Genomic DNA, 13,013 nt, shown 5'->3' on the forward strand with positions numbered 1-13,013 from the left:
GCCAATGCCTTCACACGCTGAAAAAGGAAGGCAACCGCTTTCAAGAGCGGTTGCCGGATTTCGTCATGCCCTAAGGTTTTCTTGAGCCAAAAGCAATAGTTTTGGCCGCAGGAAGGCTGCGGCAGAAAATCAGATCAGACCGGCGGCCGTCATCAGCTCCACGACCTTCTTGCTGTCGAGGGTCGAAGCTTCGACCTTCGGCGCGTTGAGATCGGCAAGCGGAGTGAGCTTGTCGTTGGAGGACGCATCCTTGCCGACGGCATATTCATAGGACGTACCGTCTTTGAGCACGGCCTGGCCTGCCTTGCTGGTGATGAACTTCAGGAAAGCCTGGGCTTCCTTCATATGCTGCGTGGACTTCAGGACGCCGCCGCCCGAAACGCTGACGAAAGCGCCCGGATCCTGGTTCTTGAAATAGTGCAGGCCAACATTCTTGCTGTTCTCGCCGGTTTTGGCCTGATCGCCGAACCAGTAATAATGATAGATGACTGCGCCTTCGACCTCGCCGGCATTGACGGCCTTCATTGCGACGCTGTTGCCCTTGTAGGGCGTGGCATTGTCCTTCAGGCCCTTCAGCCACGCCTTGGTGGCGTCTTCGCCCTTGAGCTGCAGCAGGGCGGCGACGATGGCCTGGAAGTCGGCGCCGGCGGGCGACGCGCCCCAGCGGCCCTTCCAGGCCGGATCTGCAAGATCGAGCAGCGACTTCGGCAGCTTGTCTTCGCTGAGCTTCGTCTTGTCATAGGCGAAAACCGTGGTGCGGGCGGCAATGCCGGTCCACATGCCGTCGGCGGGGCGATACTGATCCGGAACCTGATCCAGCGTTTCCTTTTCGATGGGGGCAAAGAGGCCCGCGCCATCGACCAGAGACATTGCCGGCGAATTCTCGGTCAGGAATACGTCAGCCGGAGAGGCATCGCCCTCCTGAATGATCTGGTTGGCGAACTGCATGTCGCCGCCCTGGCGCATGGTGACCTTGATGCCGGTCTCCTTGGTGAAGGCGTCGATCCATTCGCGGCCCAGGCTTTCGTGCTGGGCATTGTAGACAACCAGGCCTTCGGTCCCCTGCGCATTGGCGCTGCCTGCAAGCGCGGTGGCGGAGAGAAGCGAAGCGGCAAGCGCAAATGCGCGGGAGAAACGGTTAAGAGCGATATTCATGATGGCCTCCATGGCAATGTCCACCCCGGCTCCCGAGGGTGGTAGGAGGCGTATATTTTTCTTGACTGACGATTTCAAGTTTCGTGTTCGAAGAAAAGCAATCACAATATCTTGACTAAATATTTCATATTACCCGGGAATAAATCTCTATCCGGCCAATAGGCGACGCTCGGCAGGCGCCGCCTTTCCCCTTGCAACCGCCTATTCGACGTCGAACTTGACGCCCTGCGCCAGCGGCAGGGTCCTGCCGTAGTTGATCGTGTTGGTGGCGCGGCGCATATAGGCCTTCCAGGCATCCGAACCGGATTCACGGCCGCCGCCGGTCTCCTTCTCGCCGCCGAAGGCGCCGCCGATCTCGGCACCCGACGGCCCGAGGTTGACGTTGGCGATGCCGCAATCCGAACCACGGGCGGAGACGAAGGTTTCGGCCTCGCGCATGTCATTGGTGAAGATCGACGACGACAGTCCCTGCGGCACCGCATTGTGCAGCGCCAGTACCGCGTCGAAATCGCTGTATTTCATCACATAGAGGATCGGCGCGAAGGTCTCGTGTTCGACCGGGCCGGTCTGATCAGGCATTTCGACAAGCGCCGGGCGAACGTAGAAAGCATCGGTCAAACCGTTGCCGACGCGCTCGCCGCCGGTCACCGTGCCGCCGGCCGATTTCGCCTCGCCAAGCGCTGCCTGCATCTTCTCGAAAGCCTGGCCGTCGATCAGCGGTCCCACGAGCGTGCCGCTCTCCAGCGGATTGCCGATGGTGACGGAGCCATAGGCCTTCTGCAGGCGCGGCACCAGCTGGTCGTAGACACTTTCATGCACGAACAGACGGCGCAGCGTCGTGCAGCGCTGGCCGGCAGTACCCATGGCGGAGAAGGCAACGCCGCGCAGCGTCAGGTCGAGATCGGCGCTCGGGCAGACGATCGCCGCATTGTTGCCGCCGAGTTCGAGAATGCCGCGGGCAAAACGCTGCGACAGGCGCGGACCGACGGCGCGGCCCATGGCCGTCGAGCCGGTGGCGGAAACGAGCGGGATCTTCGGATGGTCGACCAGCACTTCGCCGACATCGCGCCCGCCGATGATCAGCGTTGACAGATTGGCAGGCGCCGTGCCGCCCTCTGCGACGAAACGCTTCAGCGCCTTCTCGAACAGCGCCTGCACGGCAAGCGCCGTCAGCGGCGTCTTTTCCGAAGGCTTCCAGACCGTGGAATTGCCGCAGACCATCGCCAACGCCGCGTTCCACGACCAGACGGCGACCGGGAAATTGAAGGCGGAGATGATGCCGACCACGCCGAGCGGATGCCAGCTTTCCATCATCCGGTGCTCGGAGCGCTCGGTGGCGATCGTCAGGCCGTAGAGCTGTCGGGAAAGACCGACGGCGAAATCGCAGATGTCGATCATCTCCTGCACTTCGCCCAGACCTTCCGAAGTGATTTTGCCGACCTCGATCGAGACGAGGCGGCCGAGGGCTGCCTTGGAGGCGCGCAGTTCCTCGCCGAGCAGGCGGACCAGTTCACCGCGCTTCGGCGCCGGCACGGCACGCCATTCGAGGGAGGCCTGGTGCGCCGCTTCGATCGCCGCCTTCGTCTCGGAAACGGAATCTTCCCTGAGCCTGCCGATTTCCTTGCCGGTAACAGGCGAGGTGACGGACAGCGTGCCGCCGTGATAGCGGCCGGCATCGACGCCGAGTTCGGCGAGCAGCTTGGCGGTTTCGGTGGCGAGATCGAGGACGGCGATGGTCATTGTCGTGGTTCCAATCTTATTTTCTCAGAAGCGGGCATCGGCGAAATGGGCGACCTGAGCGCCGGCTTCGTACCATATTTCTTTCAGCGCACGGAAGCTCGGTTCGGTCGGTGAAGTCAGCGGCAGCGGCAGATCGGCTTCGGTGAGCCGGCCAAGGATATGCTCCGCCAGCGTCCGGCCGAAGACCGTGCCGGGCGCAATGCCGCGGCCATTGTAACCCGAAAAGCCGACAACCCCAGGCGCGAATTTGTGGAAGCGCGGCAGCGCATTGTCGGTCATGCCGATCTGGCCATACCATTCACACTCGAATTCGACATCGCCGATAACAGGAAAGAGCCGCTTCAATGCGCGTTTCGCCCAGCCCTTGTGTACGGCCAGTCCGGTATTGCGCAGCGCCCCGACACTGCCGAAAACGAGACGGCCGGCCTGGTCCATGCGGAAGGAGGAGAGGATTTCCTTGGTATCCCATGCGCCTTCCCGCCCCGGCAGGATCGACTGACGCAGATTATGGCCGAGCGGCGCGGTGGCGAAATTGAAATAGGGCAGATAGATCTGTTCGTTGCGCACCTGCTCGAAAGGACCGGTGCTGTAGGCATCGGTTGCAACGATGATCCAGTCCGCGCTGGCCGCGCCGTTTGCCGTCTTCACGATCCAGCGGCTGCCGGTTTGCTCCGTTGCAATGACGGGGCTTGACGTATGAATGGCGACCCCGGTCTTGACGGCGGCATGGGCAAGGCCGCGAGCATAGGCAAGCGGCTGCAGCGTTCCCGCACGTTTGTCGAGCAGCGAACCGGTATAGGCATCGCTGCCGATGCGTTTGGCCGTCTCCGCCGCATCGAGCAGCGTCACGGGTGCGCCGCGCGCAGACCATTGCGCCGCGCGTTCCTCGATCTCCTTCAGCCCGTCGGCGCCGACGGCGCAATGCAGCGTACCGTTGCGTTCGAGTTCGCAGGCGATGCCATGCTTGTCGATCAGCGCCATGACCAGTTTCGGCGCATTGCCGAGCAGATCGAGCAGCCGTTCACCATGCACCGGGCCGAGCACGCCGGGCAGATCGTCAGGCATCACCCACATGCCGGCATTGATCAGGCCGACATTGCGCCCGGCGCCGCCGAAACCGATCTCCTTCGCCTCCAGCAACACCACCTTCGAGCCGGCTTCGGCAAGATGCAGGGCGGAGGAGAGACCGAGGTAACCGCCGCCGACGATGACGACATCGGCCGAGACCACGCCTTCGAGAGGTGTGGTGGCCGGCGGTTCGGGGGCGGTCTTTTCCCAGAGGCCGTGGGAGCGCGGATCATTCAGCATGGTTTGGTCCGATCGGATCGAAATTGCGCTACTCTAACCCATAAAGCCAGGTGTTGAAGCCGGCATTTCAGGCAACGGTCTTCAACTGCGGGCCTGCAAGGCCGAGCGCTTCCATCGCCGCTTCCAGCGAGGTCGCCTGGCGCTCGGCATAAAGCGCCAGCTCGTCCTGAACGGTGGCGCCGAGCGCCGCTTCGAAGGCATCGCGGTTGGAATGCGTCGCATAATTCTGCTGCTGATCGGTGCCGAGATTCGACTGAAAAATGCCGGCCGCGCTGACGGGCAGGAAGTCTTCATAGACGATCGGTGCGAAGGCAAGATAACCCTTGGCGATCAGCGCCTCAGGATCGCTCGGCAGCGTGCCGCCAGCTGCCGCAGCAATGCCCGCAGGCGTCGCTGAATAGCGGAAGAAGGCCAGACCTTGCCTGCGCAGCTCATCCCAGCTGTCCGGCAGCGCCTTGAAGCGCTCGGCGAGTTCCTGGTCATAGGCGCCGGCCTTGGCGCCGCCGGCGCCGACCTGCACTTCGCCGCGAACCGAGGCGAGCAGCCGGTCGTAAAGCGCCCGGCCCTTGGCCGTCAGCGCCACGCCGCGCTGTTCGATCTCGCCGAAACGGGCGGTATGCGTCCCTTGAACTGCATCCGCGTCACCGGAAAAGATGATCGTTTCCTCCAGCGCCTTGAAACTCGTCTGCCGCAGCAGGATATCGCAATGACGGCGCGGCGGCCCTTCGATGACGGCCTTCGGCGTGATGCCGCGTTCCGGCATGCGGGCCTGGACCGCGTCGATATCGAGCGTGCGCGGCGTCAGGTGGTTGATGTGCGGTCCCTTGAAGCTGACGACGTCGGCGATCAGCCGGTGCGCATCGTGCAGCCGCTTATAGGTCTCGGCGCTGACCGTCGTCTCGCCGTGCCAGCGGAAGGTCTCAAGCGCCTCGGCAACGAATTCCCGCGCTTCCGCCTCGGTCAGGCCGCCATTCTGCTCGTGACGCTCGATCAGCGTGACGGCACGCGGCGTATAGATGCGCCGCGCGGCCAGAATGGCTTCGGCTTCAACGCGCAGTCCCTCGTCCTCGATCAATTCCAATCGCAACAGCGAGGTGAAGACCCGGAACGGATTGACGTTGAGCGCCGCCTCGTCGATCGGCCGGAAGCTGGTGGAGTGAACCGGCACGCCTGCGACCGAGAGATCGTAATAGCCGACCGGCTGCATGCCCATGACGGCAAACAGGCGGCGGATGGTAAAAAGCTCCTCTGCCGTACCGAGCCGGATGGCGCCGTGGCGCTCGACATCGATGCGCTCCAGCTCGCCGGCTTGGGTCAGACGCTCACGCAGATCGGGATCGTTTTCAAGGCAGCCGGCATTCACATCCGCCACCAGTTCGATCAGCGTGCCATATTGCGGCACCTCCGCCCGGTACATCTGCGACATCGCTTCAGTGAACAGGGAGCGGATACGGTCTGTGGACACGAAGGCTTGCGGCATCTGAGAACTCCGGCTCATTCCGTTTTTGCAGGATGAACCTCTTTACTTCAGCCACAAAGCCGGAAATATCGACAATTCGGAAATAGCTCATTCTGAAATGGAATGAACATGTTCGCTTCAAGGCGTTTTCTGCCGTCGATTTCACATCTCGCCGCCTTCGAGGCGGTTGCCCGCACCGGCAGCGTGACGGCGGCCGCGCGCGAACTCGATCTGACGCAGAGCGCCGTCAGCCGCCAGGTGAGCGCGCTGGAGGAGCAGCTCGGCGTCGAGCTCTTCCTGCGCGAGCGCCAGACCATGCGACTGACGCTGGCCGGCGACAGTTATGCCCGCGAAATCCGCGAGGCGCTGCGGCGCATATCGAGCGCCTCGCTGAACCTGCGCGCCAATCCGCATGGCGGCACGCTCAATCTCGCCATCCTGCCGACCTTCGGCACCCGCTGGTTGGCGCCGCGTCTGGGCCGCTTCCTCGCTGCCAATCCCGGTGTCACCATCAATCTGGTGACCCGGCTTTCGCCCTTCGATTTCCGACTTGATTCGATCGACGCCGCCATCCATTTCGGCCATCCGCACTGGCCGGGCGCCGAACTCGCCTTTCTGATGTCCGAGCGCACGGTACCGGCCTGCAGTCCAGATTTTCTGAAGCAATACGCAATCTCCGGGCCGCAGAATCTGCTTGCCGTTCCGCTTCTGCACCTGACGACGCGCCCGGATGCCTGGGAACAATGGTTTGCCGGCAACGGCGTTTCCTTCGAAAACGTCCACGGCATGCTGTTCGACCAGTTCGCCACCGCCGCGCAGGCGGCGATCGCCGGTCTCGGCGTCGCCCTCTTGCCGACATTCCTGATGCAGGAGGAGATCAGGCGCGGCGATCTCGTCGCCGCCGTCGACCGTGAAATGGAGAGCCGCGAGCGTTATTATCTCGCCTTTCCCAGAGAGCGTGCCGACTATGCGCCGCTTGCCGCCTTTCGCGATTGGATCGTCGCGGAAGCCGCCGCCAACCCGGCGGCGTGACGAACGGCTTGCATCGGCATGGCGCTTTCGACCATTATGCCGGCCAAACAACTTTGCAGGAAATCCCCATGAAGCCGATCTTCGTCCAGCTCCAATGCGCCCCCGGCAAGACCTATGAGGTCGCCGACGCCATCTACCAGACCGAACTGGTCTCGGAGCTCTATTCCACAAGCGGCGACTACGACCTGCTGCTGAAGGTCTATATCGAGGAAGGCCAGGATATCGGCAAGTTCATCAACGACAACATTGCCAATATATCAGGCATCGTCCGCTCGCTGACGACGCTGACCTTCAAGGCCTTCTGATCTCCGTCAGAGGCGGTTAACCTTTTTCGCGAAGAATCGCCTTTCAGGATACCGCTTAAACCGCAGCTTAACGCCTGAGATATCTGCTCGTTGCTATAAGAGTCCCGCCTCGACATGAGGCGGCGTGCGCAGCGATAGGTGGAAAATGGCGATCGTCGAGGCAGATACGGTGCGCGAGAGGCTGCAGCCGGAAACGGCGCCGCTGATCGTCCATGTCGTGCGCCAGTTCCTGCCCAACCGTGGCGGCCTGGAAGACGTCGTCGCCAATCTCGGCCGCCAGACCGTGCGCCGCGGTTATCGCGTCCGCGTCGTCACCCTCGATTCGCTGTTCACCGCGCCTGAAGACAGGCTGCCGCCGCGCGAGAATATCAACGGCATCGAGGTGGTGCGCATTCCCTGGTCCGGCAGCAGCCGTTATCCGCTGGCGCCGCAGGTTTTCCGCCATCTCGGCGATGCCGATCTCGTGCATGTCCATGCCATCGACTTCTTCTTCGATGCGCTCGCCTGGGGCCGGTTACTGCATGGCAAGCCGATGATCGTCACCACCCATGGCGGCTTCTTCCACACCAGGAAATACGCGACGATCAAGAAGATCTGGTTCCGGACGCTGACTCGCGCTTCGGCGCTGGCCTATCGGCGCGTCGTCTGCTGCAGCGCCTCCGACCTCAAGCAATTTGCCGAAATCGTTCCCGACAGCCTGCTGATCGAAAACGGCGCCGATATCGGCAAGTTCGCCGACGCCGCTTCGCGCCGGCCAAAACGCCGCGTCGTCACCATTGGGCGGTTCTCGGTGAACAAGCGGCTGGACCACCTGCTCGATGCAATGGCCGTGCTGAAGACCCGTGACCCGGAATGGCATCTCGACATCGTCGGGGCCGAATCCGACCTGAACCGGGCCGACGTCGAAGCCGCGATCGAAGACCGCAAGCTTTCCGGCCGCGTCACCCTGCACGTCTCACCCGACAACGGCGCCATCCGGCGCATCATCGCCGAGGCCTCGCTCTTTGCTTCCGCCTCGGAATATGAAGGTTTCGGCCTGGTGGCGCTGGAGGCGATGAGCGCCGGCCTGCTGCCGGTGCTGAACGCCAACGACGCCTTTACCACGCTTGCCGGCCGGCATCCGGTCATCCGGCTTGCCGATTTCACCAATCCAGAGACCGCCGCGACAGTGATCGAAGCGGCCTATGACGCTCTCGCACGCCAACCGGACGTCGTCCGCACCAAGCTTCTCGACGCCGCCCGCGGCTATTCCTGGGACATCGTTGCCGAGCGTTACATCGATCTCTATCGGTCGCTGAACGTCGCCGCCGCCGACCGGATCTGATCCTAAAATCCCTCACGCCATCGCTAAGCGGATGATCTCGTCGAGCACGAATTTGCGCGATTGCGGCGGCGTCAGATTGTGGTCGGCATCCGGCAGCATCAGCAGCCGTACATTCGGATAGCGGGAAAGCTTGGCGCCGCGCGGCCCGAAATGGAAATAGACGTGGTCGAGCCCGACATCACCCTCGCTGTAGATCAGCGTCAGCGGCACCTTGCGCTTGGTAAACAGCGCGAAGGAATACCGGACTTCGCGGGCGATATGGCGCCGGTCGGGAAGCAGCTCGAGCAGCGGCGCGATCCACGGCGACAGACGCCGGCCGCCGGCGATGACGATATTCTGCAGCGCCGACACCACATCCACCTGACCGCTGATGAGCCGTTTCAGCGTGTCGATCCGCGCCAGGCGCTGACCGTAATCATCGAGGCTGCGGGGAACCGAGACGACATGCTCCTTGCGCACCGGTATCTCAGGGTCCCAGTAATAGACGAAGGGATTGATCGAGACGACCGCCTTCAAGCGCTCGTCGGCGACGCCGGCGCGGAAGGCGACATAACCGCCGCTGCATCGGCCGGCCACCATGATCGGACCGGCGACGATACTTTCGAGCAGATCGAGCGAGGCGACCGCATCCGCGGTCTGCGTATCCGAATAAAGCACCTGTTCCGGCGCATCCGGCCGCGGCGGGCTGTCCCCGACATTGGCGGAATCGAAGCGCAGCGAAACGACGCCCTGGCGGGCGAGTTCGCGCGCCATATCCACCGTCGTGCGTCCCCAGCCCGCATGCCGGTCATAGGCCGTCGACAGGAAGAGTACGGCATTGCCCTTGATCTCGCCGAGCGGCCGGCTGACGACGCCGACCAGATGATCGTGGCTGCCGAAACGCACCGGCGTTTCGGTAAAACCCTCGCCGGCAAGCGGCGGGCTCTCGATCACATCAGGCGAGTGGGGGGCGGATGTCTCCGTCGTCGTCGCCTCCAGCCAGGCCCTCAACCGCTCGACGACACCGGTCGGCGTCTTGGCAAACAGCGGATTGGTGGCGAGCTCGTCATAACCTTCGAAAACCGTCTGTTCGACGTCGGCGCCAAGCGCCTTCAGCGCATCGGCAAAGCCGCTATCATCGGCCCTGGCGGGACGCTCGAGGATCAGATAGCGCGACGCGGCAAGCCCCTGCGGCGAGGCGATGTTAAGCTTGCCAAGTTCGGCGGCGATCTCCTCGGGCATGACCAGCCCGGCAATCTGCACCTTCGCGGTCTGGACATGCTCCTTGCCGAGGCCGAGATCGGCATCGATGATCTTGGACCACATGTTGAGTTCGCGCAGATAGGCCCGGCCGCTCAGCACCGGCGCCAGCATGACGAGGCTGTCGACACCTTCGATCGAGGCGCCGATGCGATGGGCAAGCGTAGCGCCGAGGCCCTGTCCGATGAGGATGATGCGGTCGCAGCCGGAGAGCGATTTCAGCTCGGCGGCGGCGGCGCGGATCGAATTTTCCCAGGTTTCCAGCCGTGCCGGCAGCGCCCCGAAATCGAGCGCATCGCCGGTGCCGCGATAGTCGAAGCGCAGGCTCGGCACGCCGATATCGGCGAAATGCTCGGCCGCGACGCGGAAAAATTTGCGGCTGCACATTTCCTCGAAACCCCAGGGGCTGACGAACAGCACGGCGGCCGAACGCTTGTTGACCTCGGGATTTTCGGGCATGAACAGCCCGATCGTGCCGGCGAAGACGACAGGCAGGGCAGCGCTGCGTCCGGCGCCCTCGGCCGGGTCGAGCGAAAATTCGCCCGGCGCGACCTTGGCGCGGTCGGGATCGCCGGGAAGCCGCGGCGCGATGAAATTGATCGCGTGTCCCACAGGCCGCCGCAGCACGGGCGGCATCTTCTCGAGAATGGCGCGCATGACCTCGACATCCTCGGCCGGCACGGCGCGCAACACGCGCAGTGCGGCGAAATAGCAGAATGTGCCGGCGATGATCGCGGCGACGAGGCCGATCGGACCCTGGACGAATTCCAGCATGGAGATCGCTCCACAAGCACAGAGCACGGAGGCGAGCATCACCTTCGTCAGGCTTGTGTAGAGACTCGAGAGCTGGGATCCGAATCCTGTCTGTCTGATCATCATCACCGACATTGCAACGAAGACGAGAATGCGCACGAGTGCGGCACCTTCTGCGGCAAGCCTAGGTACGATCAGTAAACAACCCGCTACCATCAGCAGGCCACCTATCACACTGATCTTGAGGCGGGAGCGGGCCCGGTCCATCGACAGCAGATAGAGGCTGAGGATCTGCATGAAAGTATAGGCGGGCGCGACCAGCGCAAGCAGCGCCACCACCGTTCCGCTGCGGCGGAACGCTTCGCCGAACACCACCAGCACCAGTTCGCTGGAGATCGCGGCAAGCCCGAGGCTCATCGGCAGCACGATATAGGCCATGCTGCGGGTGACCGCGGCAAAAACCTCGACCGGCAAGGTCGAATCGTCGCTGTTGTGGCGCCGCTCGGAATAATAGGGCAGCAGGCTGCCGGTCATCTGGATCGGCAGTTGCAGGGCGATATTGGCGATCGACAGGCCGACGGCATAATAGCCGACCATCTCCACCGACCAGAATTGCTGCAGGAAGAGCAGTTCGAGCCGGTTGAGGAAGATCGAATCGATGATGAACTGGATCGACAGGATGACGGAGGAGGAGGCGAGATATTTCAGCGAGACCCCGCACCAGTCGCGCCGCGCCAGCAGGATCGGCAGCGTGGCGAAAAACAACACGAGCTGGCCGAGCGCATAACCGACGAGAACGCCCTCGACGCCATAGAAAACGGCGCCGGCGGCAACACCGGCAAGCTGCACGATCGAGACGGCGACCGTCAGCTTGAAGAAGGCGCCGAGCTTTTTTTCGCCGATCAGGTAGAATTTGACGAAGGATCCGATCGCCTGGATGAAGAACAACACGCCGGTGACCAGAGCGACGGACGGCGCAGTCTCCGCCCAGTGCATCTTCTCGGAAGTCAGGAAGAACAGGGCATAGAGCGCCAACAGCGCGACGGTCGAAAACATCATGAAGCTGACGAGGATGGCGGCAAACCCCCGCCGGCGGCGTGCGTCGTAACCTTCCGCCGAAAGCTGCGGCAGGGTCTTCAAGAGCGTGATGCTGGAGCCGAGCTCGGCAATCGAGGCGCCCGTGACCACCAGCCAGAGGGAAAAAGCGACGATGCCGTTGGCTTCCGGCCCGAGCAGCCGCGCGGTTATGATCGAGGACACGAAGCCCGTCAGAAGCAGCAGCATGCCCGCCGCCGCATTCATCACCGAATTTGCGATAATACCCTTCGACATCTATCCATCCGCCAGGATCGGCCTAAAGCAGGCTACCCGCCATCTCTAATGCGAAAATGTTAAAATAAAGCGGAGTAGCGACCTCAGCTTAGCTGGCCTGCATCGCCGCCAGCGTCTGGAGCGCCTTGTCATAGCTGTTCTCCGCGAGGTATCGCAGCAGAAACGCCCGCGCCTTCTCGGCCTTCTCCCGTGCAAGCTCGGGCGCGCGGAAGATATCCCGGAGATGTGCGGCCGCCGCTTGCGGAGAGGGATCGGCCCAGACCGCGCCTTCGAGCCCGGCAAATTCCGGGTGGGTGTCGACCACCGGAATGAGGGGAGAGGCGACCTGCCAGCTATTATCAGGATCGCAGAAATCCACTGTTCCCGACCAAGCCGTGGAAATAACCGGCGTGCGCTGCATGATCGCCTCGGCAACCGTCAGCCCGAAACCCTCAGAACGATGCAGCGAAAGATAGGCTTGGGAAGAACGGATGAGGCCGTTGATATCGGCATTCGACAACCTGTCGGTGACGATCCTGATCCGGCTGTTGCCGGCGACCGAATCGACCAATTCCCGCAGGCCTTCATCCTTGTTCACATCACCGCTGGCCTTCATCAACAGGAAGGCGCTTGGGCATTCGGCGGCAAATATCCTGAAGGCCTCGATGACGGCCCGCGGATTTTTCCGGTTGATCGAGGAGCCGGCGCTGAAGATGAAGCTGACGAGAAAAGCGTCCTTCTCGATGCCGAACCTCTCCCGCATGCCTTCCGTCGCCGGCGCCTCGGTCACCGGATGCGGAACGACGATGACGGGCGCCTTGGTGAGCGGCGCAATCGCCCGGCGGGTGAATTCGGACGGCACGAAGACGGCATTCATGTAGTGCATCGCATTGCGCCATTCCGCCGGCGCGACTTCAAGCTCCCAGGCGAAATATCCGATATTGAAGGCGTGGGTGAAATTTCCAGCGCCCTTCTTCAGGATGGCGCGCGGCAGCATCGGCGGATTGAGGTGCCAGATCCGGCTTCCCGGCGGCTCGGTGGCGAGAGGCGACGGCGTCCATCCGGCGAAGGCATTGGCGTCGGGATGCGTGCTGACATCGGAGAGCGATATCGCCCGCCCCACCTCAGACAGAGCGCCGGCGCAAAGCCTTGCCGATTCGCCGACGCCGACCGCCATCGAGAGATAGCCGACGATTTCCACCGGCTTGCGCGGATTGAAGGCAAGACGCGAGCGTGGGATCAGCCGCTGCAGGAGGTGGGCACGGAGAAAGCGGTATATCGTTCTCAAATCACGGTCTTTCTCAATGGATCGGCATCGTCATTGGCGGGGGCGTCACCCCCAGAGCATGATGCCGAAAAGTCTGCGCGGTTTTCGGACGACAGCATG

Annotated in this window: 9 protein-coding genes; 3 read left to right on the forward strand and 6 right to left on the reverse strand. The window is 62.8% G+C overall.

What is annotated here, in order from left to right:
• Nucleotides 1-129 precede the first annotated feature (129 nt).
• The 4 genes from PO860_RS19530 to hglS form a co-directional block, all read right to left on the reverse strand.
• Nucleotides 130-1,155 (reverse strand): iron ABC transporter substrate-binding protein, encoded by a 1,026-nt coding sequence (locus PO860_RS19530; RefSeq protein ID WP_183608549.1) that lies wholly within the window; start codon nucleotides 1,153-1,155, stop codon nucleotides 130-132.
• Between the two features lie 201 nt (nucleotides 1,156-1,356).
• Nucleotides 1,357-2,895 carry an L-piperidine-6-carboxylate dehydrogenase gene (gene amaB / locus PO860_RS19535; protein WP_273884442.1) on the reverse strand — a complete coding sequence of 513 codons (1,539 nt, stop codon included), beginning with the start codon at nucleotides 2,893-2,895 and terminating at the stop codon, nucleotides 1,357-1,359.
• 24 nt (nucleotides 2,896-2,919) lie between these two features.
• Nucleotides 2,920-4,203 carry an NAD(P)/FAD-dependent oxidoreductase gene (locus PO860_RS19540; RefSeq protein ID WP_273884441.1) on the reverse strand — a complete coding sequence of 428 codons (1,284 nt, stop codon included), beginning with the start codon at nucleotides 4,201-4,203 and terminating at the stop codon, nucleotides 2,920-2,922.
• A gap of 67 nt (nucleotides 4,204-4,270) precedes the next feature.
• The gene (hglS, locus tag PO860_RS19545; RefSeq protein ID WP_273884440.1) at nucleotides 4,271-5,701 is read right to left on the reverse strand and encodes a 2-oxoadipate dioxygenase/decarboxylase HglS; all 1,431 of its coding nucleotides are present in this window, start codon (nucleotides 5,699-5,701) and stop codon (nucleotides 4,271-4,273) included.
• 84 nt (nucleotides 5,702-5,785) lie between these two features.
• On the opposite strand from hglS, the gene PO860_RS19550 reads away from it, so the two are divergent.
• From PO860_RS19550 to PO860_RS19560, 3 genes are all read left to right on the forward strand, one after another.
• Entirely contained in the window at nucleotides 5,786-6,694 is a 909-nt protein-coding gene (locus PO860_RS19550) for a LysR family transcriptional regulator (RefSeq protein ID WP_273884439.1), read from the forward strand.
• 68 nt (nucleotides 6,695-6,762) lie between these two features.
• Nucleotides 6,763-6,999: an Lrp/AsnC ligand binding domain-containing protein gene (locus PO860_RS19555; RefSeq protein WP_097589936.1), complete on the forward strand. Its 237-nt coding sequence runs from the start codon at nucleotides 6,763-6,765 to the stop codon at nucleotides 6,997-6,999.
• 145 nt (nucleotides 7,000-7,144) lie between these two features.
• Nucleotides 7,145-8,323 (forward strand): glycosyltransferase family 4 protein, encoded by a 1,179-nt coding sequence (locus tag PO860_RS19560; RefSeq protein WP_273884522.1) that lies wholly within the window; start codon nucleotides 7,145-7,147, stop codon nucleotides 8,321-8,323.
• 12 nt (nucleotides 8,324-8,335) lie between these two features.
• Here PO860_RS19560 and PO860_RS19565 read toward each other — a convergent pair whose 3' ends face one another.
• On the reverse strand, nucleotides 8,336-11,647 hold the full coding sequence (locus PO860_RS19565; protein ID WP_273884438.1) for an oligosaccharide flippase family protein: 3,312 nt from the start codon (nucleotides 11,645-11,647) through the stop codon (nucleotides 8,336-8,338).
• Nucleotides 11,648-11,735: 88 nt separating this feature from the next.
• The gene (locus tag PO860_RS19570; protein WP_273884437.1) at nucleotides 11,736-12,914 is read right to left on the reverse strand and encodes a glycosyltransferase family 4 protein; all 1,179 of its coding nucleotides are present in this window, start codon (nucleotides 12,912-12,914) and stop codon (nucleotides 11,736-11,738) included.
• Between the last annotated feature and the right edge of the window lie 99 nt (nucleotides 12,915-13,013).

The sequence above is a fragment of the Rhizobium binxianense genome (genome assembly GCF_028994275.1).
Lineage (GTDB): Bacteria > Pseudomonadota > Alphaproteobacteria > Rhizobiales > Rhizobiaceae > Rhizobium > Rhizobium binxianense.

Coding starts and splice junctions, on each gene's coding strand:
- PO860_RS19530 (WP_183608549.1), bottom strand. CDS start 1,155: ATGAATATCGCTCTTAACCGTTTCTCCCGCGCATTTGCGCTTGCCGCT.
- amaB (WP_273884442.1), bottom strand. CDS start 2,895: ATGACCATCGCCGTCCTCGATCTCGCCACCGAAACCGCCAAGCTGCTC.
- PO860_RS19540 (WP_273884441.1), bottom strand. CDS start 4,203: ATGCTGAATGATCCGCGCTCCCACGGCCTCTGGGAAAAGACCGCCCCC.
- hglS (WP_273884440.1), bottom strand. CDS start 5,701: ATGAGCCGGAGTTCTCAGATGCCGCAAGCCTTCGTGTCCACAGACCGT.
- PO860_RS19550 (WP_273884439.1), top strand. CDS start 5,786: ATGAACATGTTCGCTTCAAGGCGTTTTCTGCCGTCGATTTCACATCTC.
- PO860_RS19555 (WP_097589936.1), top strand. CDS start 6,763: ATGAAGCCGATCTTCGTCCAGCTCCAATGCGCCCCCGGCAAGACCTAT.
- PO860_RS19560 (WP_273884522.1), top strand. CDS start 7,145: ATGGCGATCGTCGAGGCAGATACGGTGCGCGAGAGGCTGCAGCCGGAA.
- PO860_RS19565 (WP_273884438.1), bottom strand. CDS start 11,647: ATGTCGAAGGGTATTATCGCAAATTCGGTGATGAATGCGGCGGCGGGC.